This is a genomic window from Rathayibacter sp. AY1A7 (assembly GCF_002930845.1).
Taxonomy (GTDB): Bacteria; Actinomycetota; Actinomycetes; order Actinomycetales; family Microbacteriaceae; genus Rathayibacter.
On the sequence record NZ_PSTL01000034.1, the window covers coordinates 1 to 20401 of the forward strand.

Sequence of the window (20401 nt, forward strand, 5' to 3'; positions counted from 1 at the left end):
GGAGCTCGACCAGCTCGTCGCGTCGCATCCGGCCATGGTAGGCCACGGCCTCCCGGCGGGACCGGGACGGAGCCGTGCTGCTCGTCGGAGCCGGGGCCGGGACGGGTGCTGTCGTCGCTCATGGCGCGAGTCTAGCCAGCACCCGGGCGGCGGCGGAGGGGTTCCGTCCGCTCACGCGGGCAGGTAGCCGCCGTCGCGCAAGTCGCCGACGAAGGCCGTCCAGGCGAGGTAGGCGATCACCGCGAGGACGATCGCGAGGTAGCCCAGCACGAAGCCGGCGACCGCGAGACCGCGGCCGCGCTGTCCGGAGCGTCGGGCCTGGGCGAAGCCGATGTGGCCGAGGACGATGGCGGCGGGCGCCAGCCCCAGCAGTCCGCACACCAGAGCCGCGACCGCGAGCGGATTCATCGGCGGGCGGCGGGGCGGGAGACCGGGGTAGGGATCGGCGGCGGCCGTCGGCGGCGGGTAGGCCGCCGACGGCTCGCCGAGCGGAGGGGCGAACGGCGCGGGCGCCGGTCCGGTCTGCGGTCCGGGCGCGGTGTCGTCGGTCACGGTGTCCTCCTGGTGGTGCGGGCGCCCCCGAGCCTCGGAGGCGTGTCGATCAGTACCCGGTCGAGGGCATGGTCGCCGCGATCGAGAAGAGCGCGACGAACGAGATGATGGTGATGATGATCGCGACGAAGCCGATGATGACGGCGGCGAGGGCGAGGCCGCGGCCCTTCTCCCCCGTGCGCTTGATCTGCGACAGGGCGATGAAGCCCAGCACGATGCCCACGATGGAGACGAAGAACGAGGCGATGAAGCCGATGATCGCCAGGATGTTGTAGCGGTCGGACGCGGGCGTGTACGGAGTGGTCATGGAATCCCCCAGGGTCAGGAACGAGCGGATGCGGCCAAGAGTGGCAGTGGCACGATCCGCCTGTCAAAAAGCTGGACGGCGCTTGCGCGGCCCGGCCGCCGCCCGGTAGAGGCCTCAGCGGACCTGGATCTCGGTGACCGGGAGGGTCGAGTCGGCCCCGAAGCCGAGCCCCGACGGCGGATGCCCCGCCTCGATCAGCTGCGCCGCCAGTGCGGCGATCATCGCGCCGTTGTCGGTGCAGAGCGAGAGCGCCGGGATCCGGAGGGTCACTCCCGCGGCCGCGCACCGCTCCTCCGCCAGCGCGCGCACCCGGGCGTTGGCGACCACGCCGCCGCCGAGCAGGAGGCGCGGCACGCCCCGGTCGCGGCAGGCGGCGAGCGCCTTCGTGAGCAGGACGTCGGCGACCGCCTCGCGGAAGCTCGCCGCGACGTCGGCCACGGGCACCTCCTCCCCCGCGTCCTGGCGCTTCTCGACCCAGCGGGCGACCGCGGTCTTCAGCCCTGAGAACGAGAAGTCGTAGCGGTGGCGCTCGAGGTCCTTCGGCAGGCTGAGCCCGCGGGGGAAGCGGATCGCCTTCGGGTCCCCGTCCGCCGCCACCCGGTCGATCTGCGGTCCGCCCGGATAGGGCAGGCCCAGGACTCGCGCCACCTTGTCGAAGGCCTCGCCGGCGGCATCGTCGATGGTCTCGCCGAGCAGCTCGACGTCCGACACCAGATCGCGCACGTGCAGGAGCGAGGTGTGCCCGCCCGAGACCAGCAGCGCGATCGTCGGCACCTCGACGGGGCTGCCCTCGCTGCCGTCGGCCCGGAGGACGTCGGCTCCCACGTGTCCGACGAGGTGGTTCACGGCGTAGAGCGGCAGGCCGAGCGAGACGGCGAGCGCCTTCGCCGCTCCGACGCCGACCATGAGGGCGCCCGAGAGCCCCGGTCCGCTGGTGACCGCGATCGCGTCCAGGTCGCCGAGCGCGACACCGGCCTCGGAGAGCGCCGCGTGCAGGGCGGGCTCGAGCGCCTCCAGGTGCGCCCGGGCGGCCACCTCGGGCACGACGCCGCCGTAGCGGGCGTGCTCCTCCATCGAGGAGGCGATGGTGTTCGAGAGCAGCGTCGTGCCGCGGACGATGCCGATCCCCGTCTCGTCGCAGCTGGTCTCGATGCCGAGGACGAGGGGTCCGGTGCTCACGGGGTCTCCTGGGTCGGGGTCGGCGGCCGGCGCATCACGATCGCGTCCACTCCGTCGGGCTGGTAGTAGGCGGGGCGGACGCCGATCTCCTCGAAGCCCTCCGAGCGGTAGAGGGTCTGCGCGGCGGGGTTGTCGGCGCGGACCTCGAGGAAGACCTCGCGGGCGCCGCGTTCGCCGGCCGCCTCGAGGAGCGTGCGCAGCAGGCGGCGGCCGAGGCCGGTGCGGCGGACCCGGGCGACGACCGCGATCGTCTGCACGTCGCCCTCGTGGGCGCCGACGGGGCAGAGGAGCCCGGCGTAGCCGACCACCTCGCCGTCCTGCTCGGCGACCAGGTACCGGGTGTGACGGCTCCGGATCTCCTCCGCCATCATCCCGCGCGACCAGGCGTCGCCGGCGAACTCGGACTCCTCGATCGCCATGACAGCGTCGAGGTCGTCCGCCTGCGCGTCGCGGAGCACGGCCTCGCTCATGCGGTCACCCGCTTGGGGCCGGCGGACAGCGTGACGTCGGGCGAGCGGAGGTAGAGGGGCTCGTCCGCGGCACCGGGCCGACCGGCCGCGCGCAGGCGGGCGGCCACGACTCCGAGCTCGCCGGCGGAGACAGACTCGGCCTCCAGGCGCGGGAGCTCCGGATGCGGGAGGGCCGGCGGCTTGTCCAGGCCCGGGCCGGCGAGGCGGACGGGGAGCCCCTGATCGTCGAGCCCGTCGTAGGCGCTCCAGTACAGCTCTCGGCGGCGGGCGTCGGTGACGACGAGGAAGCCCGCGGCGCGCCCGTGCCTCAGCGCGGCGAGAGCGATCGCGTCGTGCGAGACCACGGGGAGGGTGGGGACGCCGCGGCCGAGCGCGAAGGCCCGGGCGGCGGCGATCCCGACCCGGAGGCCGGTGAAGGGGCCGGGGCCCATGCCCACGGCGACCGCCTCGATGCCCCCGGGAGCCACGTCGGCCGCCTCGAGCGCCTCCTGGATCAGCCGGCCGACCACCTCCGCGTGGCGCATGGTGTCGGTCTCGGTGCGCTCCGAGCGCACGGCGCCCGCGGAGTCGACGACGGCGACGGAGGTTCCGGAGGAGGTGTCGATCGCGAGGAGCACGCGTCCAGGGTACCCGCGGGCTCAGCTCCAGCCGGTGCCGCGGAAGCGGACGGTCCGCGGCTCGATCGGCTCCTCGCCCTCCTCGGCGTCGGAGCCGGCGGTCGGCCGCTCGATGACCACGTCGAGCCAGGACTCCGCGACGCCGTCCAGCATCCCGGCCCCCCACTCCACGACGACCACCGAGCGCGCCGAATCGAGGTCGAGGTCGTCGAGCTCGACCGGCGAGCCCACGCGATAGGCGTCGACGTGCACGAGCGGCGGCCCGTCGTGCAGCGGCGGGTGCGTCCGCGCGATCACGAAGGTGGGGCTCGTCACGGTACCCCGCACGTCGAGGCCCTCGCCGAGCCCGCGCGTGAAGGTCGTCTTGCCCGCGCCGAGCGGCCCGGTCAGCACCAGCAGGTCGCCGGCGCGCAGCACTCGGCCGAGCTCGCGGCCGAGCTCCGCCATGGCCTCCGGATCGGCGACCTCGACGACGCGGTCCGCGAACCAGGAGCGCTCAGGCACGGCCGTCCGCCGCGCTCAGCAGCCGCCGCTGGACCCGCGGCCCGAGCCGGGTGACCAGCTCGTAGTTGATGGTGCCGCACCACCGCGCCCACTCGTCTACCGAGGGGACGCCGGTCGTCGGGTCGCCCCAGAGCGTCACCGGGTCGCCCGTCGCGACGCTCGCATCCCCCACGTCGACGACGAACTGGTCCATCGCGACCCGCCCGGCGATCCGGTGGCGGCGGCCGCCGATCGAGACCTCCGCGACGCCGGAGGCGCTCCGCGGGATGCCGTCCGCGTAGCCGAACGGCACGAGCGCGAGGGTCGTCCCGCCCTCGGCCCGCCAGGTGTAGTCGTAGCTCACGCCGGTCCCGTGGGGCACCCGGCGGACGCCGGCGACGCGGCCCTGGAGCGTCATCGCCGGGACGAGCCCGAGCTGGAGCGAGGTCTCGTCCTCGAACGGCGAGAGTCCGTAGAGGGCGATGCCGCTGCGCACCATGTCGAGGCGTGCTTCCGGGAGGCGCAGCGCCGCCGCCGTCGCCGCGAGGTGCAGGACCGGCGCCTGCACCCCGTGCGCGGCCAGCACGGCCTCGGCGCGGCGGAGGAGCGCGAGCTGGGCGAGGTCGTCCTCGCGCGAGGTGTTGGACAGGTGCGAGAACAGCCCGGTGAGGTGGACGGTGCCGCGAGCGCTGTGACGGGCGAGCGACTCCGCCAGGTGCGGCCACTCCTCCTCCGCGGCGCCGTTGCGGCTGAGGCCCGTGTCGACCTTGAGCTGCACGGCCGCGCGCACGCCGCGGTCCTCCGCCGACTGCGCGAGCGTGTCGAGCTGGTCGACCGAGGAGACGGCGACGTCGATCGAGTGCTCGAGCGCCGCGTCGAAGTCCTCGCCGGGGTCGTGCAGCCAGCAGAGGATCGGAGCGACGACGCCTGCCTCGCGCAGGGCCACGGCCTCCCGCAGCTCAGCGGTGCCGAGGGCGTCCGCGCCGCCGTCGAGCGCCGCCTGCGCCGCGGCCAGGGCGCCGTGCCCGTAGCCGTTGGCCTTGACGACGGCCATCAGCCGGCGGGCGCCGGTGAGCTCGCGCAGACGCGCGGCGTTCGCCGCCATCGCGTCGACGTCGATCACCGCCTCTCGGTACGACGCGGGGACGCTCACGACTCTGCCACCACGAACGCGCAGGCCACGCCCGCGTCGTGCGTCATCGAGAGGTGCACGCGCGTGATCCCGCGCGCCTCCGCGGCCGCCCGGGCCGGGCCGTGCAGCGCGAAGGACGGATTCCCGTGCTCGTCCCGCTCGACGACCATGTCGTGCCAGCGGGCGCCCACGGAGTCGCCGAGCGCCTTGATCAGCGCCTCCTTGGCGGCGAAGCGGCCCGCCAGCGAGGCGACGGGGAGCGAGCGTTCGCTCTCGGCGAACAGCCGGTCGCGGAGCCGGGGCGTGCGCGTCAGCGAGCGCTCGAAGCGCGCGAGGTCCACGACGTCCACCCCGATCCCCACGATCACGGCTCGATCACTCGACCGTGACCGACTTGGCGAGATTGCGCGGCTGGTCGACGTCGAGGCCCTTGGCGGCGGCGAGCTCCATCGCGAACATCTGCAACGGGGTGACGGCGAGCAGCGGCTCGAACAGCGGGTCGGCGAGCGGGATCGGCACGACCTCGTCGGCGATCTGGATCGCGGCCGTGTCGCCCTGCTCCGCGATCGCGATGACGCGGGCGCCGCGGGCCTTGATCTCCTGGATGTTCGAGATCACCTTGCGCTGCAGCTCGTACGACTCGCTCGGGCTCGGCACGATCACGAAGACGACCTGGCCAGGCTCGATCAGTGCGATCGGGCCGTGCTTGAGCTCGCCCGCCGCGAAGCCCTCGGCGTGGATGTAGGCGAGCTCCTTGAGCTTCAGCGCGCCCTCGAGCGCCACCGGGTAGCCGACGTGGCGGCCGAGGAACAGCACCGCACGGGTGTCGGCCATCCAGCCGGCCAGCTGGGCGATGTCGTCGGAGGCGTCGAGCACGCGGGAGAGCTTCTCCGGGATCGCGGCGAGCTGCGCCGCCTGCGAGGCGACGAGCTCGGTGGAGGCGGCACCGCGCACCGCGGCCAGGTGCAGCCCGAAGAGGTAGAGCGCCGCGATCTGGGCGACGAAGGCCTTGGTCGAGGCGACCGCCACCTCCGGTCCCGCGTGCGTGTAGAGCACGGCGTCCGACTCGCGTGGGATCGTCGCGCCCTGGGTGTTGCAGACCGAGAGCGTCTTGGCGCCGTGCTCGCGGGCGTACTTGACCGCCATCAGCGTGTCCATCGTCTCACCGGACTGGCTGATCGAGACGACGAGGGTGCGCGGGGTGAGCACCGGGTCGCGGTAGCGGAACTCGTGGCTGAGCTCGACCTCGACGGGGACGCGCGCCCATTTCTCGATCGCGTACTTGGCGACCATGCCCGAGTAGGCGGCCGTGCCGCAGGCGATGATCGTGATGCGGTCGATCTCCGTCAGCACCGGACCGAGCGCGTCGAGCTCGGGCAGCGTGATCGCGCCCTCGTGGATGCGGCCGCGGAGCGTGTTCGCGACGGCCTCGGGGCCCTCGGTGATCTCCTTCGCCATGAAGCTCGACCAGCCGCCCTTCTCGGACGCCGACGCGTCCCAGGCGATCTCGAACGGCTCGGTCTCGACGGGGTTGCCGAAGAAGTCGGTCACCGTGACGAGCTCCGGGGTGATCGTGACGATCTGGTCCTGGCCGATGGCGACCGCGCGGCGGGTGAACTCGACGAACGCCGCGACGTCGGAGCCGAGGAAGTTCTCCCCGTCGCCCAGGCCGATCACGAGCGGCGAGTTGCGGCGCGCGCCGACGACCACGCCGGGCTGGTCCTGGTGCAGGGCGAGCAGGGTGAACGCGCCCTCGAGGTGCGCGACGACGGCCTGGAAGGCGAGCACGAGGTCGCCGGTGCGGCGGTACTCGCGGGCGATCAGGTGCGCGGCGACCTCGGTGTCGGTCTCGCTCTCGAAGACGGCGCCCTCGGCGAGCAGCTGCTCCTTGAGCGGCTGGAAGTTCTCGATGATGCCGTTGTGGATGACGGCGAGCCTGCCCTCGTCCGCGAGGTGGGGGTGGGCGTTGCGGTCGGTCGGGCCGCCGTGCGTCGCCCAGCGGGTGTGGCCGATGCCCGTGGTGCCCTCGGCCAGCGGGTGCGCCTCGAGGTCGTCGACCAGGACGCTGAGCTTGCCCGAGCGCTTGCGGCTGTCGAGCTGCCCGTCGGCGTCGATCACGGCCACGCCGGCCGAGTCGTAGCCGCGGTACTCCAGACGCTTCAGGCCCCCGAGCAGCACGGCCAGGCTGTCGCGCTCACCGACGTATCCAACGATTCCACACATGCGCTCGATTCTAAGCGGCGCGGAGGCGCCTCCCGCGGCGTCGGGCACCCGGCGGGGCGGACGCTAGGATCGGTCCCCATGCCGTCGTCTCCTCGCGATCCCGCACGCGACGCGCACCCCTCCCCCTTCGTCGAGATCGTCCGCTCCGACTGGGCCGAGCTCGCCCGCACCACGGAGTTGCCGCTGTCGGAGACCGAGGTCGTGCAGCTGCGGGGGCTGGGCGACCGGCTGAGCCTCACCGAGGTCGCGGAGGTCTACCTGCCGCTCTCGCGCCTGCTGAGCCTGTACGCCGGTGGCGCGCGGCACCTGCACCGCGCGACGAGCACGTTCCTCGGGGAGCGCGCGCAGCCGACTCCGTTCGTGATCGGCGTCGCGGGGTCGGTCGCGGTGGGCAAGTCGACGATCGCGCGCCTGCTGCGGGAGCTGCTCGCCCGCTGGGAGGACACGCCCCGCGTCGAGCTGGTGACCACCGACGGCTTCCTGCTGCCCAACCGCGAGCTGGAGCGCCGCGGTCTGATGAGCCGCAAGGGCTTCCCCGAGTCGTACGACCGGCGGGCGCTGCTGCGCTTCGTCTCGGAGGTGAAGGGCGGGGCCGCGGAGGTGCGCGCGCCGTTCTACTCGCACCTCTCCTACGACATCGTCCCCGACGCCGAGATCGTCGTGCGGCGGCCGGACGTGCTGATCGTCGAGGGCCTGAACGTGCTGCAGCCGCCGGTGCCCGGTCACGGCCTGGCGGTCAGCGACCTGTTCGACTTCACCGTCTACGTCGACGCCCGGACCAGCGACATCGCGCGCTGGTACGAGGAGCGCTTCCTCACCCTGCAGCAGGGCGCGTTCGCGAATCCGAACTCCTACTTCCACCGCTACGCGGCGCTCAGCCCGGATGAGGCCCGCGAGCGCGCGCGGAGCATCTGGGCCGCGATCAACGAGCCGAACCTGCTGCAGAACGTGCGCCCCACCCGCTCCCGCGCGAGCCTGGTCCTCCGCAAGCAGGCCGACCACACGGTCTCCTCGGTCCTCCTCCGCAAGATCTGACCGCGCCCCCGGTCGCTGTTCGCCGCCGCGCGCACCGCGCAGCCACCGACCTCACCGAACCCTTCCACCGCAGGATCGGTGCAGGCTCGGCACCACCCACGAGCCGTCGGCGGGAATCGCGTGCCAAGCGATTCACGCGCGGCGAACGCGACCCGCTCCACCCATCGTGACCACCTCGCCAAGCCGACCGCGAGGAGCCGCGCAGGGAGCGGCCCAACCTACGAGCCGTCGTGGGAATCGCGTGCCAAGCGATTCACCCGCGGCGAACGCGCCCCGCTCCAGCCATCGCAACCACCTCCCGAAGCCGACCGCGAAGGGCCGCGCAGGGAGCGGCCCCCGTAACGAACACAGCCGTCGTGGGAATCGCGTGCCAAGCGATTCACCCGCGGCGAACGCGCCCCGCTCCACCCATCGCAACCACCTCGCGAAGCCGACCGCGAGGAGCCGCGCAGGGAGCGGCCCAACCCACGAGCCGTCGTGGGAATCGCGTGCCAAGCGATTCCCGCGCGGCGAACGCACCCCGCTCCACCCATCGCGACCACCTCTCCAGGCCGACCGCGAGGAGCCGCGCAGGGAGCGGCTCCTTAAGAGCGCAGCCGCTCGAGCACGACCGCGGCGAGCGATTCGGCGAGGCGGTCGGCCGTCTCCTGCGTCTTCGCCTCGACCATGACGCGCACCATCGGCTCGGTGCCGGAGGGGCGCAGGAGCACGCGGCCATCGCTGCCGAGCTCGGCGGTGGCGTCGGCGACGGCGGAGGCGATGACCTCGTCGTCGCGGACGCCCTCGCGGTCGACGCCGCGCACGTTGAGGAGGGTCTGCGGGAAGACGGACATGACGGCGGCCAGGTCGGCGATCGTGCGTCCGGTCCGGGCCATCTCGGCCGCGAGCTGGAGGCCGGTGAGCACGCCGTCGCCGGTGGTGGCGTACCGGCTCATGATGACGTGGCCGGACTGCTCCCCGCCGAGCGAGTAGCCGCCGTCGTTCATCGCCTCGAGGACGTAGCGGTCGCCGACCGCGGTCTCGATCACGCGGATGCCGGCGTCGCGCATGGCGAGCTTGAGGCCGAGGTTGCTCATGACGGTGGCCACGAGGACGTCGTCGCGGAGGGCGCCGCGGCGGGCCATGGCTGTCGCGAGGATCGCCATGATCTGGTCGCCGTCGACGATGCGGCCTTCGGCGTCCACCGCGAGGCAGCGGTCGGCGTCGCCGTCGTGGGCGATGCCGATGTCGGCGCCGGCCGCGCGGACGGCGGCGGCGACGTTGTCGAGGTGGGTGGAGCCCACTCCGTCGTTGATGTTGAGGCCGTCGGGGTCGTTGCCGATGACGGTGACGGTCGCTCCGGCGTCGGTGAACACCTGGGGCGAGATACCGGCGGCGGCGCCGTGCGCGCAGTCGATGACCACGTGCAGGCCGTCGAGACGGGTGCCCTCGAGGGATCCGAGCAGGTGGAGGACGTAGCGGTCCTCCGCGTCGGAGAAGCGGGTGATGCGGCCGACGTCGGCTCCGGTCGGCGTGAGCGGGGGGACTCCGAGGGCCGCTTCGATGCGGTTCTCGAGCTCGTCCGGGAGCTTGCGTCCGCCGGCGGCGAAGAACTTGATGCCGTTGTCGGCGGCGGGGTTGTGCGAGGCCGAGATCATCACGCCGAAGTCGGCGTTCTCGTCGGCGATGAGGTAGGCGGTGGCGGGCGTCGGGATGACGCCGGCGTCGAGCACGTCGACTCCCGCGCTCGCGAGACCCGCCGCGACCGCGGCTCCGATGAACTGACCGGAGATGCGGGGGTCGCGGGCGAGCACGGCGACGGGCCGACGGCCCTCTGCCCGGGCGGCCGCTCCGAGTACACGGGCGGCCGCCTGGGCGAGGCCGAGAGCCAGGTCGGCCGTGACCTCGCGATTCGCGAGGCCACGGACGCCGTCTGTTCCGAACAGGCGCGGCATGGTGCGCAGTCCCTTCTCGAGCTGCTGGTCGTGCGGCCGTCAGGCCGCGTCGACTAGCGCTTCGAGAACTGGGACGCCTTGCGGGCCTTCTTGAGACCGGCCTTCTTGCGCTCGATGACGCGGGCGTCGCGGGTCAGGAAGCCCGCCTTCTTCAGGATCGCGCGGTTGTTCTCGCGGTCGATCTCGTTGAGTGCACGGGCGATGGCGAGGCGCAGCGCGCCGGCCTGACCGGAGGGGCCGCCGCCGGTGATCTTGGCGACCACGTCGTAGGAGCCGATCAGGTCGAGCACCTTGAAGGGGTCGGTGATCAGCTGCTGGTGCAGCTTGTTGGGGAAGTACTCCGCGAACTCGCGGGCGTTGACGGTCATGCCGCCGTTGCCGGGGACGAGGCGCACGCGGGCGATGGCCTGCTTGCGTCGGCCCACGGCTGCGCCGGAGACGTTGAGGACGGCGCGGGGCGTCGTGGACGCCTCGGTGGCCGGGCTTTCGGTGGAGTAGCTCTCGGGAGCCACGTCGATCTGGTCTGCGATCTTCGCCACGGTGTAGGTGATCCTTTGTCTTCGAAGTCTGGGGTGTCGGGGAGGGCCGGAGCCTACTGGGCGACCTGGGTGAAGGCGTACGCCTGCGGCTGCTGGGCCGCGTGGGGGTGCTCGGATCCCGTGTAGACCTTCAGCTTGCGCAGCTGGGCGCGGCCGAGGGAGTTCTTGGGGAGCATGCCGCGGATGGCCTTCTCGACGGCGCGGACCGGGTTCTTCTCGAGGAGCTCGGCGTACGTGGTGGCCGAGAGGCCGCCCGGGTAGCCGGAGTGGCGGTAGGCCTTCTTCTGGAGGAGCTTCTGGCCGGTGAGGGCGACCTTCTCCGCGTTGACGATGATGACGAAGTCGCCCATGTCCATGTGCGGCGCGAAGGTGGCCTTGTGCTTGCCGCGCAGGAGCGCCGCGGCGTGGGTGGCGAGACGGCCGAGCACGACGTCGGAGGCGTCGATGACGATCCAGTCGTGCTGGACGTCAGCCGGCTTCGGAGAAAAAGTGCGAGTCACGTGAGTGCTGCTTTCTGGTCGGAGTGAGGTGTTCGTGGATCCCGCTCCGTGGCCGTTCGACCCGCGAGGGGGCCGAACCGATCCGGTGGAGGGCTCAACTTCGGGCGCTCGGCACACGGCCGAAAACACCAAGGGTCGACATTACAGCAAAGCCCCCGTGCGGCCAAGCACGGATCGTGGCGGCAGGGGCTCCGGCGGCGGGAGGTGCGACCCGAGCCGCCACGGGTCGCGGGGCGCGGTCGCGCGCCCTCGCCTCACTCCGAGTCCTCCGGGTCCGGCCCCTCGGTCCGCACGGTGCGCTTCGCCCGGGTGAGCAGGGCCCGCTCGGCGAGTGCGTCGTCCTCGGGGTAGTCGACCTCGCGGAGGATGAGGCCGCGGGCCGGCATCACCGCGAACGCGTTGGTCCGTCGGGCGGCGTCCCGGAGCAGCGGGACCGCCCCCGCCTCGAGCTTCCCGGCGCCGACCGCGACGCACGCCCCCACGAGGGCCCGCACCATGCTGTGGCAGAAGGCGTCCGCGCGCAGGTGGGCGTGCAGGACTCCGTCGGCGTCTCGCTCCCAGGTGAAGTCGAGCAGGCTCCGGATGGTGGTGGCCCCTGCGCGGGCACGGCAGAACGACGCGTAGTCGTGCAGGCCCAGGAGCGAGCGGGCCGCGGCCGACATCGCGTCGAGGTCGAGGGAGTCGGTGATCCAGGTGGTGTACGTGCGGTCGAGCGGGTGGCGCATCGAGGAGGCGTCGGCCAGCCGGTACTCGTACCGCCGCCAGCGCGCCGAGAACCGCGCGTCGAACCCCTCCGGCGCCTCCGTCACCCGGTGCACCGAGACGTCGGTGTACTGCCCGAGGATCCCGCGGAGCCGCCGCTCCAGGATCGACGCGGGCGGGAACGGCTCCTCCCCCGGTCGGCGCCGGCCGGTGCTGATGCGGCCCCACTGCTCGGGGGTGAGGTCGACGTGGGCGACCTGGGCGCTGGCGTGCACGCCGACGTCGGTGCGCCCGGCGACCGTCACGGTCGGGTGCTGCTCGGAGCGCAGCACCAGGGCGAGCGACTCCTCGAGCACCCCCTGCACGGTGCGGAGGCCGGGCTGCTTGGCCCACCCGGAGAAGTGCGAGCCGTCGTAGGCCAGGTCGAGGCGGACGCGGTGGAGCATCAGACGAGTCTAGAGCGCGCCGTGGTCGCGGCTCAGGCGACCGCGAGCGGGACGTCGACGGCCGCCAGGGCCGAGACCGCCTAGCCGACCAGCGTCGACTGCTCGCCGACCGAGGAGACGATCCGCGCCTCCCAGCCGCCTGCGAGCACGGCCAGCTCGGAGGGGGCGGAGGCGATGCCCTGCACCCCGTAGGCGGCCGTGCCCAGCGAGACCGGCGCGGCGCCGAGCGCCTCGCCCGCACCGGTGAAGGTCTCGACGAGGGGCCCGCGGTGCAGCGTCAGCACGACGACCGGGTCGCCGCCGTCGACGGCGTAGGAGCACGTGTCTCCCGCGGCGGCGATCGACACGGTGCCCGCCGTCGAGCCGGCCTCCTGCTCGACCAGGGAGGCGGGGAGAGCGGTCGCGCAGTCCACGCCCTCGCTCGACGGCACGGAGGGCACGGTCGGTGCGGGCGACGGCACCGGGGGCGTGCTCGCGAGACCCGCCGACTCCGGCACGTCGATCACCTCGCCGGAGGCGCAGCCGCTCACTCCGCCCGCGAGTGCCAGGGCGAGGAGCGCCGCAGCGGCCGAGGAGCGCAGTCGCACAGGAGTCCTCCGAGGATCGTCGGGGCGGACCCCGGGCGCCGGTCGTGACGCGGCCGCACCCGACGAGCGCAGCCGTGCCATCGTAAGCGACGATTCGCGCCACTCGGCCCCGTGGAACGACGAGAGCCCCCCGCCCCGGAGGGGACGGAGGGCTCTCGGCAGAGGGGGCGTGACTACTTGGTCGCGCCGGTCTCCTCGACAGGAGCGTCCTGTGCGGCGTCCTCGACGGGAGCGTCCTGCACGGGCGCCTCCTCGACGGGGGTCTCCTCGGCAGTCGTCTCCTCGGCGGGGGCCTCGTCCACCGGAGCGGACACGGGCGCCGTGGCGGTGCGCGACTTCTTCGCCTTGGGCGTGACGGGCTCGAGGACGAGCTCGATCACGGCCATGGGCGCGTTGTCTCCCTTGCGGGGGCCGATCTTGGTGATGCGGGTGTAGCCGCCCTCGCGCTCGGCGACGAGCGGAGCGATCTCGGTGAAGAGCTCGTGGACGACCGACTTGTCGCCGATCGTCGCGAGGACGCGACGGCGGGCGTGCAGGTCGCCGCGCTTGGCGAAGGTCACCAGGCGCTCGGCGAGCGGACGAAGGCGCTTGGCCTTGGTCTCGGTCGTCTTGATGCTCTTGTGCGTGAACAGGGCCGCGGCCAGGTTCGCCAGCAGCAGGCGCTCGTGTGCGGGTCCGCCTCCGAGGCGGGGGCCCTTGGTGGGCTTGGGCATGGGTTTACTCCAGTACTAAAGGGGTGTCAGCAGGTCGGACGCGAGGAGCCGGGGCTCCGGAGCGGAGGACCTAGATGCTCTCGTCGTCGTAGCTGTAGAAGTGGGCGCCGTCGAACCCGGGGACCGAGTCCTTGAGCGACAGGCCGAGCTCCGTCAGCTTCTCCTTGACCTCATCCACCGACTTCTGACCGAAGTTGCGGATGTTCATGAGCTGCGTCTCCGAGAGGGCGACGAGCTCATTGACGTTGTTGATGCCCTCGCGCTTGAGGCAGTTGTAGCTGCGCACCGAGAGGTCGAGGTCCTCGATGGGCATGGACAGCTCGGTCGAGAGGACCGCGTCGACCGGCGCGGGGCCGATCTCGATGCCCTCGGCCGCGTTGTTCAGCTCGCGGGCGAGACCGAACAGCTCGGTCAGCGTGCGTCCGGCGGAGGCGATGGCGTCGCGCGGCGAGATCGCGGCCTTCGTCTCCACGTCCACGACCAGGCGGTCGAAGTCGGTGCGCTCGCCGGCACGGGTGGCCTCGACGCGGTAGGTGACCTTCAGCACGGGCGAGTAGATCGAGTCGACCGGGATCTGGCCGGCCTCGGAGAACTCGCTGCGGTTCTGAGTCGCCGAGACGTAGCCGCGGCCGCGCTCGATCGTGAGCTCGAGCTCGAACTTCGCCTTGTCGTTCAGCGTGGCGATGACGAGCTCCGGGTTGTGGATCTCGACACCGGCCGGAGCCGAGATGTCCGCGGCGGTGACCTGGCCGGCTCCCTGCTTGCGCAGGTAGGCGGTGATCGGCTCGTCGTGCTCGGAGGAGACGACGAGTCCCTTGATGTTCAGGATGATCTCGGTGACGTCCTCGCGGACGCCCGGGACGGTCGTGAACTCGTGCAGGACTCCGTCGATCCGGATGCTGGTGACAGCGGCGCCGGGGATGGAGGACAGCAGGGTGCGACGCAGCGAGTTGCCGAGCGTGTAGCCGAAGCCGGGCTCGAGGGGCTCGATGACGAAGCGGGAACGGAACTCCGAGATGTTCTCCTCGGTGAGCGTCGGACGCTGTGCGATAAGCACTGATGATTCCTTTCGATCACGTGTCCGCTATATGACACGTGCGTTTGCGAGGTGTGGAGTTGTGAAAGAAATGCGCGATCCGCCGGCCGGCCGCACTCCCCGCCCGGAGGCGGTTCGTGCGGCCGGCCGACGGCTGCGAGTGCTGCTTAGACGCGACGACGCTTGGGCGGGCGGCAGCCGTTGTGCGCCTGCGGGGTGACGTCGTTGATCGAGCCGACCTCGAGGCCTGCGGCCTGGAGCGAGCGGATCGCGGTCTCACGACCCGAGCCGGGGCCCTTCACGAAGACGTCCACCTTCTTCATGCCGTGCTCCTGAGCCTGGCGCGCGGCCGACTCGGCGGCGAGCTGGGCGGCGAACGGCGTCGACTTGCGCGAGCCCTTGAAGCCGACTCCACCGGACGAGGCCCAGCTGATGACGGCCCCGGAGGGGTCGGTGATCGAGACGATGGTGTTGTTGAACGTCGACTTGATGTGGGCCTGGCCCACAGCGATGTTCTTCTTCTCCTTGCGGCGCGGCTTGCGCGCGGCCGACTTGGGGGTAGCCAATTCTGTATCTCCTCTAGGTCCGTGTCGCCCGCGTTACTTGCGGCCGGCCTTCTTCTTGCCGGCGACGGTGCGCTTGGGTCCCTTGCGGGTGCGCGCGTTCGTCTTGGTGCGCTGTCCACGGACCGGGAGGCCGCGACGGTGGCGGAGGCCCTCGTACGAGCCGATCTCGACCTTGCGGCGGATGTCGGCGGCGACCTCGCGGCGGAGGTCGCCCTCCACCTTGTAGTTGCCCTCGATGTAGTCGCGGAGCGAGACGAGCTGGTCGTCGCTGAGGTCCTTGACGCGGATGTTGCCGTCGATCCCGGTGTCGCTCAGGGTCTTGAGCGCGCGAGTGCGGCCGACACCGTAGATGTAGGTCAGTGCGACCTCCACGCGCTTCTCGCGCGGGATGTCTACTCCTGCCAGACGTGCCATTGTGGCTTCTCCTGTGAGTGAGTGGAGGTGTGAAGCAGCACCGGTGCCTCGGCCTCCGACCGAAGGTGTCCTCGCCGTCCACCCCGGGGTCGCCGGGGTGCTGCGCGATTTCTGGTGCTGCGGGTGTGTTCAGTTGTGCAGTGGGGCGGCACGCCGCCCCTGCGCTCCCTCGCGGAAGCAGCGGGACTAGCCCTGGCGCTGCTTGTGGCGGGGGTTGCTGCTGCAGATGACCATCACGTTGCCGTGGCGGCGGATGATCTTGCAGTGGTCGCAGATGCGCTTGACGCTGGGGTTGACCTTCATTGTTCTTGTCCTTGTTTTCGCTGGCGTCGTGCTCCCGGCGGATGCCGGGGCCGTTCCTTACAGGACACGCACGTCGCGAACGTCAGCGGAGCGAACGTCTACTTGTAGCGGTAGACGATCCGGCCGCGGGTCAGGTCGTAGGGGCTCAGCTCCACGATCACCCGGTCCTCGGGGAGGATCCGGATGTAGTGCTGACGCATCTTGCCCGAGATATGGGCGAGAACTTTGTGTCCGTTGGTCAGCTCCACGCGGAACATCGCGTTGGGGAGCGCCTCGACAACCGCACCTTCGATTTCGATGACACCGTCTTTTTTGGCCATAGCCTCACTGTCGTTCGGAAGTAGTGTGTGTACTGGTCGTGCGAATGTTTCCGCGACGAGCCACCACCGGGCGAGAGCCCGGATCGGGGTTCGCGGGCATGCCGGAGCACGCGCAAAACACCAAGGGTCGATGCTACGCGAATCGCGGCCGCTCCGCCACCTCGGGCGTGTCGCCCCCTCCTCCGCCTCCGCGCCCGACGCGCGCCCCCTGCCCGGCCCTGCGTCCGCCGCCGCCTAGGCTGGCTCCGTCGAGCCGGAGGGAGAGCACATGGCGCGCACGACGAGGTCCGCGACCGCGAGGCGGAGCTGGTACTCGCACCCGGTGGTGACGATCCTGGCGGCGATCGCGGTCATCGCCCTGGTGCAGACCTTCTTCGTGAAGGTGTACACGGTGCCGACCGGCTCGATGGAGAACACCCTCCAGGGCGGAGGGTTCTTCGGCGACCGCATCCTGGTCGACCGCACCCTCGCCCTCCAGGGCGGGCCGGAGGAGGGGCAGATCGTCGTCTTCTCGCGCGACGCCGACTGGGGCGCGAGCGACGAGGCCGGCAGCCCCCTCTCCGAGATCGTGAAGACCTTCGGCGACGTCACCAGCATCGGCCCCTCCCACGAGGAGTTCCTCGTCAAGAGACTGATCGCCGAGGGGGGCCACACCGTCTCCTGCTGCGACGCCGAGGGGCACGTGCTGGTCGACGGGAAGCCGCTGGACGAGTCCTACGTGTTCGAGGACTTCCCCTTCACCCCCGGGACCCTCGACTGCACGACGAGCCCCGCGTCCCTCCGCTGCTTCGACGAGTACACCGTCCCCGAGGGCTCCCTCTTCGTCCTGGGCGACCACCGGTCGAACTCCAACGACTCGCTCGGCGAGTGCCGCGGCGCCGGCGGGCCGATCGACACATGCGTGAAGACCGTGCCGATCGACAGGGTCACCGGACGCGTCTTCGCCGTGGCCTGGCCGCTCACGCGCTGGCGGCTGTTCTAGCGCTCCGCCCGAGCCGCCGCAGACGACGACGAGGTCCCCCGCGGGAAGCAGGGGACCTCGTCGTCGTTCACCGTCGTGCGGCCACGGGACTAGCCGCGGACGACCGCCACGACCCGGTCGAAGAGCGGATGCTCGGCCGTGAGGCCGGTGACCTCCGCCACGAACTCCTCCGGGGTGAGCGCGGCCAGCTTCTCGTGGAGCTCCACGCTCTGGGGGTCCTCGGGCACGTCGAAGCGCAGCGCGGCGCCGATCGCGGCGAGCAGGCCCTCCGGCGTGCGCCCGCGCTCGGCGAGCTCGGCCGCCGGTCCGATGAAGCGCTCGTGCCGCGACAGCTTCCGCAGCGGCTGGCGTCCCACCCGGTCGACCGTGTCGGTCAGGTACGGGTTGGCGAAGCGCTTCAGCGTCTTCTCGAGGTAGGCCTGCTGCTCCTCGTCGCTGAAGCCGTGCTTGGCCACGATGAGCGCCTTGGTGTCCTCGAGCGCGGCCTTGACCGCGTCGTGCACCTCGGGCATCGCCAGCGCGTCGGAGAGCTTGTGCGCTCCGGCCGCGAAGCCGGTGTAGGCGGCCGTCGCGTGGCCGGTGTTCACCGTGAAGAGCTTCCGCTCGATGAAGGGCTCGAGGTCGTCGACCCAGGTCGCGCCCGGGATCTCCGGCTCGGTGCCCTCGAACGGAGTGCGGTCGACGACCCACTCGAAGAAGCTCTCCACTGTCACGTCCAGGCCCTGGCCCGGTTCCTGGTTCGGGACGATGCGGTCTACCGCGGTGTCGGCGAAGACGGCGCGGGTGCGCAGGCGCTCCCACTCGTCCGCGCCGAGGTTCGCGGCGACCTCGGTCTGCAGGAGGCGCGTGGCGTTGATCGCGTTCTCGCAGGCCATGACCGCCAGCCGCGGCGCCGACTCGTCGCGGGCGGCGAGGCCCTTCGCGATCACGGGGGCGACGAAGCGCAGGATGTTCGGGCCGACGGCCGTGGTGACGATGTCGGCGGCGGCGATCTCGCGGACGAGCGCCTCCTCGTCGGCGGCCGAGTCGATCGCGCGGAAGCGGTCGACGACGTGCGTGGCCGCCTCCTCCCCCACCTCGTGCACCTCGTAGCTGTCGGCGGCGGCGAGGCGGCCGATCAGCTCGGAGTTGACGTCGGCGAAGACGAGCTCGTAGCCGGCGCCGTGCAGGATCAGGCCGACGAAGCCGCGGCCGATGTTGCCGGCGCCGAAGTGGACGGCGGTGGGCATCAGGAGTTGACCTCGCCCAGCAGGCTGTAGAGCGACTGCGCGTCCGGGGCGTCGAGGAGCTTCTGCACCTCGTCCTCCTCCGAGAAGATGATCGCGATCTTGGAGAGGATCTCGAGGTGCTCGTTGTCGACGCCGGCGATGCCGACGACGAAGCGCACCTCGTTGCCGTCCCAGTCGATCGGCTGCGCGTAGCGCACGAACGAGAGGGCGGAGGAGCGGATCTCGTCCTTCGCGTCGTTGGTGCCGTGCGGGATGGCGAGCAGGTTGCCCATGTAGGTCGAGACGGTCGCCTCGCGGGCGAGCATGGCCTCGTAGTAGGCGGGGGTGACCGCGCCGACGCCGACCAGCATGTCGGCGGCCTCCTTGATGGCGGCCTCCTTCGTGGTGGCGGTGCCGGAGGCGTCGATCTGTCCGATGGTGAGCACGTCGCTCATGGGGTGCGTCCTTCCGTGGAGGTGCTGACAGCGAGGGAACCCGCAGGGGCGAGCGGAGCGTGTCCGCTCTGTCGCACCCTACGGGTTCCCTCCGAATGGTTGGCGTACTACTTGCCGTGCTGCTCCGCGACCAGCGAGACGACCTCGTCGTACTTCGGGCTGTTCATGAAGTTGTCCACGGAGACGTGGATGGCGCCCGGGGTGCGCTGGCGGGCGCGCTCCGTGAGCTCGGCCTGGGTGATGACCAGGTCCACGTCGTCCTCGAGAGCGGCGATCGCCTTGTTGGTGACCGTGACGTCCTCGAAGCCCGCCTTCTTCATCTTGTTCCGCAAAACAGAGGCGCCCATCGCGGACGAGCCCATGCCGGCGTCGCAGGCGAAGACGATGTTCCGGACCTGGGTCGCGGTGGCCGTGGCTCCCGCGGTCGAGGCGCCGGCCGAGTCCTGCGGAGCGTTGGCGCCGCGGGCGTTGATGAGCGAGCCGACGGCGCTCTCCTTGCCCTTGTTCGCCTCGTTGGCGGCGACGGCGGCGGCGAGCTTGTCGTCGCCCTCCTGCTCCGCGGCCAGGTCGCGCTTGCGGCCGGACCGGATGATGACCGAGGCCACCAGGAACGACACGGCGGTCGCGAGGATCACAGAGAGGATGACGCCGAGGAAGCTGTCGTTCGCGGTCTGCAGGAGCACCGCGATGATCGAGCCGGGCGAGGCGGGGGCGCGGAGGCCGGAGTTGAACGCGACGTTCGTCGCGACACCGGTCGCACCGCCGAGGATGACGGCTGCGAGCAGCGCCGGCTTCATCAGCACGTACGGGAAGTAGATCTCGTGGATGCCGCCGATGAAGTGGATGATCGCCGCGCCGGGAGCCGAGGCGCGGGCCGCGCCGACGCCGAAGAACGCGAACGCCAGGAGCACGCCCATGCCGGGGCCGGGGTTGGCCTCGAGGAGGAAGAGGTAGGACTTGCCCGCCTCCTCCGCCTGCTGCACGCCCAGCGGCGTGAGGATGCCGTGGTTGATGGCGTTGTTGAGGAAGAGGATCTTCGCCGGCTCGATGAAGAGCGAGGTCAGCGGGAGCAGACCCGCGTTGACCAGGAACTCCACGCCCGCGCCGAGGGCGGTCGAGAGGCCGACCACGAGCGGCGCGACGCCCGCGAAGGCGAGGAGCGCGAGGAGGAGGCCGAGGATTCCGGCGGAGAAGTTGTTGACCAGCATCTCGAAGCCGGGCTTGATCTTGCCGTCCCAGATCGAGTCGACCTTCTTCATGAGCCACGCCGACAGCGGGCCCATGATCATGGCGCCGATGAACATCGGGATGCCGGCGCCGACGATGACGCCCATGGTCGCGATGGTGCCGACCACGCCTCCGCGGGCGCCGTAGACCATGCGGCCGCCGGTGTTCGCGATGAGGAGCGGGAGGAGGTAGGTGATCATCGGGGCGACGAGGCCGGTGTTGACGACGTCGGGATCCGTGCTCCAGCCGCCGAACTGCTGGACCCAGGTGGCGTCGATGCCGAGGAGGGGGAGCCATCCGGTCTGGATGAAGAGGGCCGTGATGAAGCCCCAGGCGATGAAGGCCGCGATGTTCGGCATGACCATTCCCGAGAGGAAGGTGCCGAAGCGCTGGACGTGGACGCGCGCTCCACCGCGCGTCGACGTCGCTGACGTCGTTGTCATGTGGTGTGTTCTCCGATTTCTAGGGGCG

At 71.6% G+C, this 20401-nt stretch carries 25 protein-coding genes; 2 read left to right on the forward strand and 23 right to left on the reverse strand.

The window, feature by feature from the left end:
• Positions 1-171: 171 nt before the first annotated feature.
• The 9 genes from C5B95_RS16290 to glmS all read right to left on the reverse strand — a co-directional run bounded on the left by C5B95_RS16290 (position 172) and on the right by glmS (position 6963).
• Positions 172-552: a DUF4190 domain-containing protein gene (locus C5B95_RS16290; RefSeq protein WP_104234159.1), complete on the reverse strand. Its 381-nt coding sequence runs from the start codon at positions 550-552 to the stop codon at positions 172-174.
• 49 nt (positions 553-601) lie between these two features.
• A complete protein-coding gene (locus C5B95_RS16295; RefSeq protein WP_104225014.1) occupies positions 602-859 on the reverse strand; it encodes a DUF4190 domain-containing protein in 258 nt (85 codons plus the stop codon).
• A gap of 114 nt (positions 860-973) precedes the next feature.
• Positions 974-2038, reverse strand: coding sequence for a tRNA (adenosine(37)-N6)-threonylcarbamoyltransferase complex transferase subunit TsaD (gene tsaD / locus C5B95_RS16300; protein ID WP_104225013.1), 1065 nt, complete (start codon positions 2036-2038; stop codon positions 974-976).
• Positions 2035-2508, reverse strand: coding sequence for a ribosomal protein S18-alanine N-acetyltransferase (rimI, locus tag C5B95_RS16305; protein WP_104349641.1), 474 nt, complete (start codon positions 2506-2508; stop codon positions 2035-2037). The genes tsaD and rimI overlap by 4 nt, the downstream gene beginning before the upstream one ends.
• A complete protein-coding gene (gene tsaB, locus C5B95_RS16310; protein ID WP_104225011.1) occupies positions 2505-3125 on the reverse strand; it encodes a tRNA (adenosine(37)-N6)-threonylcarbamoyltransferase complex dimerization subunit type 1 TsaB in 621 nt (206 codons plus the stop codon). Before tsaB ends, rimI begins: the two co-directional genes overlap by 4 nt.
• 21 nt (positions 3126-3146) lie before the next feature.
• Entirely contained in the window at positions 3147-3572 is a 426-nt protein-coding gene (tsaE, locus tag C5B95_RS16315; RefSeq protein WP_104349643.1) for a tRNA (adenosine(37)-N6)-threonylcarbamoyltransferase complex ATPase subunit type 1 TsaE, read from the reverse strand.
• 49 nt (positions 3573-3621) lie between these two features.
• Positions 3622-4731, reverse strand: a complete 1110-nt coding sequence (gene alr, locus C5B95_RS16320; protein WP_258060057.1) for an alanine racemase — start codon at positions 4729-4731, stop codon at positions 3622-3624.
• 26 nt (positions 4732-4757) lie between these two features.
• Positions 4758-5108, reverse strand: a complete 351-nt coding sequence (locus tag C5B95_RS16325) for a holo-ACP synthase (protein ID WP_104225009.1) — start codon at positions 5106-5108, stop codon at positions 4758-4760.
• Between the two features lie 7 nt (positions 5109-5115).
• Positions 5116-6963 carry a glutamine--fructose-6-phosphate transaminase (isomerizing) gene (gene glmS / locus C5B95_RS16330; protein WP_104227413.1) on the reverse strand — a complete coding sequence of 616 codons (1848 nt, stop codon included), beginning with the start codon at positions 6961-6963 and terminating at the stop codon, positions 5116-5118.
• Between the two features lie 78 nt (positions 6964-7041).
• Between glmS and coaA the strand changes: the two genes are divergently transcribed.
• The gene (coaA, locus tag C5B95_RS16335; RefSeq protein ID WP_104234153.1) at positions 7042-7998 is read left to right on the forward strand and encodes a type I pantothenate kinase; all 957 of its coding nucleotides are present in this window, start codon (positions 7042-7044) and stop codon (positions 7996-7998) included.
• A 584-nt stretch (positions 7999-8582) separates the two neighbouring features.
• Here the strand turns inward: coaA and glmM are convergent.
• The 11 genes from glmM to infA all read right to left on the reverse strand — a co-directional run bounded on the left by glmM (position 8583) and on the right by infA (position 16058).
• Positions 8583-9932 (reverse strand): phosphoglucosamine mutase, encoded by a 1350-nt coding sequence (glmM, locus tag C5B95_RS16340; protein ID WP_104267795.1) that lies wholly within the window; start codon positions 9930-9932, stop codon positions 8583-8585.
• Between the two features lie 53 nt (positions 9933-9985).
• On the reverse strand, positions 9986-10471 hold the full coding sequence (gene rpsI, locus C5B95_RS16345; protein ID WP_104225004.1) for a 30S ribosomal protein S9: 486 nt from the start codon (positions 10469-10471) through the stop codon (positions 9986-9988).
• A gap of 53 nt (positions 10472-10524) precedes the next feature.
• Complete coding sequence (rplM, locus tag C5B95_RS16350; protein WP_104225003.1) at positions 10525-10971, reverse strand: 50S ribosomal protein L13; 447 nt, start codon at positions 10969-10971, stop codon at positions 10525-10527.
• A gap of 254 nt (positions 10972-11225) precedes the next feature.
• The gene (locus C5B95_RS16355) at positions 11226-12119 is read right to left on the reverse strand and encodes a tRNA pseudouridine(38-40) synthase TruA (RefSeq protein ID WP_104256576.1); all 894 of its coding nucleotides are present in this window, start codon (positions 12117-12119) and stop codon (positions 11226-11228) included.
• Between the two features lie 80 nt (positions 12120-12199).
• Positions 12200-12706 carry a hypothetical protein gene (locus tag C5B95_RS16360; RefSeq protein WP_104349642.1) on the reverse strand — a complete coding sequence of 169 codons (507 nt, stop codon included), beginning with the start codon at positions 12704-12706 and terminating at the stop codon, positions 12200-12202.
• A gap of 173 nt (positions 12707-12879) precedes the next feature.
• On the reverse strand, positions 12880-13419 hold the full coding sequence (gene rplQ / locus C5B95_RS16365) for a 50S ribosomal protein L17 (RefSeq protein ID WP_104225000.1): 540 nt from the start codon (positions 13417-13419) through the stop codon (positions 12880-12882).
• A 70-nt stretch (positions 13420-13489) separates the two neighbouring features.
• Positions 13490-14476: a DNA-directed RNA polymerase subunit alpha gene (locus C5B95_RS16370; RefSeq protein ID WP_104224999.1), complete on the reverse strand. Its 987-nt coding sequence runs from the start codon at positions 14474-14476 to the stop codon at positions 13490-13492.
• A 146-nt stretch (positions 14477-14622) separates the two neighbouring features.
• Positions 14623-15021 carry a 30S ribosomal protein S11 gene (gene rpsK / locus C5B95_RS16375; protein ID WP_055787170.1) on the reverse strand — a complete coding sequence of 133 codons (399 nt, stop codon included), beginning with the start codon at positions 15019-15021 and terminating at the stop codon, positions 14623-14625.
• Between the two features lie 33 nt (positions 15022-15054).
• Positions 15055-15435, reverse strand: a complete 381-nt coding sequence (rpsM, locus tag C5B95_RS16380; RefSeq protein ID WP_068251511.1) for a 30S ribosomal protein S13 — start codon at positions 15433-15435, stop codon at positions 15055-15057.
• A gap of 186 nt (positions 15436-15621) precedes the next feature.
• Entirely contained in the window at positions 15622-15738 is a 117-nt protein-coding gene (gene rpmJ / locus C5B95_RS16385) for a 50S ribosomal protein L36 (protein WP_055787164.1), read from the reverse strand.
• Between the two features lie 98 nt (positions 15739-15836).
• Positions 15837-16058, reverse strand: a complete 222-nt coding sequence (infA, locus tag C5B95_RS16390; RefSeq protein WP_022883252.1) for a translation initiation factor IF-1 — start codon at positions 16056-16058, stop codon at positions 15837-15839.
• Between the two features lie 268 nt (positions 16059-16326).
• On the opposite strand from infA, the gene lepB reads away from it, so the two are divergent.
• Positions 16327-17040, forward strand: coding sequence for a signal peptidase I (lepB, locus tag C5B95_RS16395; protein WP_104224998.1), 714 nt, complete (start codon positions 16327-16329; stop codon positions 17038-17040).
• Positions 17041-17129: 89 nt separating this feature from the next.
• Here lepB and C5B95_RS16400 read toward each other — a convergent pair whose 3' ends face one another.
• From C5B95_RS16400 to C5B95_RS16410, 3 genes are all read right to left on the reverse strand, one after another.
• Complete coding sequence (locus C5B95_RS16400; RefSeq protein ID WP_104234150.1) at positions 17130-18269, reverse strand: mannitol-1-phosphate 5-dehydrogenase; 1140 nt, start codon at positions 18267-18269, stop codon at positions 17130-17132.
• The gene (locus tag C5B95_RS16405) at positions 18269-18703 is read right to left on the reverse strand and encodes a PTS sugar transporter subunit IIA (RefSeq protein ID WP_104224996.1); all 435 of its coding nucleotides are present in this window, start codon (positions 18701-18703) and stop codon (positions 18269-18271) included. The genes C5B95_RS16400 and C5B95_RS16405 overlap by 1 nt, the downstream gene beginning before the upstream one ends.
• Positions 18704-18810: 107 nt before the next feature.
• On the reverse strand, positions 18811-20373 hold the full coding sequence (locus C5B95_RS16410) for a PTS mannitol transporter subunit IICB (RefSeq protein WP_104224995.1): 1563 nt from the start codon (positions 20371-20373) through the stop codon (positions 18811-18813).
• Between the last annotated feature and the right edge of the window lie 28 nt (positions 20374-20401).